Genomic DNA, 730 nt, shown 5'->3' on the forward strand with positions numbered 1-730 from the left:
CCACGCTCGCGCCGGTCCACACCCCTCTGCTCGGGCTGGCCCCCAGGTCGCTGTCGCTGCTCACCGACCCGTCCGCCTTCCTCACCGAAGCCGGACTGGACTTCGCCGCCGCCCCCGCCGGCGCCCTCGACCTGCTGGCGCTCAGCCCCGGCGGTCCGAACGCCGCGAGCGGGCTGCTGCTGATCGGCGTCGTGCTGGCCGCGCTCGCCGCCCTGCTGCGCGGCGAGCGGCAGCTCGCGATCCGCGCGGCCTGGGTCGTGGCCGTCGTCGCACTGCTCTTCGCGGTGCTCACCAACCGTTCCGGCTGGGCGGGGCCGGCGACCCTCGTCTACGGCATCGCGCTGCTCGCGGCGGCGGTGCTCGGCGCCCAGGGCGCCCGCCACCGGGTCGCGGCGCTGAGCTTCGGCTGGCGGCAGCCGGTCGCCGTGCTGATCGCCCTCGCGGCCGGAGCGGCCCCGCTGATCGCCGCCGTCGGCTGGATGGCGCGCGGCGCGGACGGACCCGTGGAGCGGCGCGACGCGGTGCAGGTCCCCGCGTTCGTCGCGGAGGAAAGCGGCACCCGCGACCAGCCGCGCACCCTGGTGCTCGGTGGCGACGCCGCTGACGTCTCGTACGCCCTGGTCCGTGGCTCCGGCATCCGGCTCGGCGACGCCGACCTGACGTCCGAGTCCGCCGGCGTGCGCAAACTCGACGGCGTCGCGTCCAGTACGCGGCCCATCTCGCGCGGGGC

General features: G+C 77.4%; 1 pseudogene. It reads left to right on the top strand.

The features are described from left to right. Nucleotides 1-730: pseudogene (locus QMK28_RS34070) on the top strand (family 2 glycosyl transferase); the annotation flags it as partial.

It is taken from the genome of Streptomyces sp. H27-D2 (assembly GCF_035828615.1).
Classification (GTDB): Bacteria; Actinomycetota; Actinomycetes; order Streptomycetales; family Streptomycetaceae; genus Streptomyces.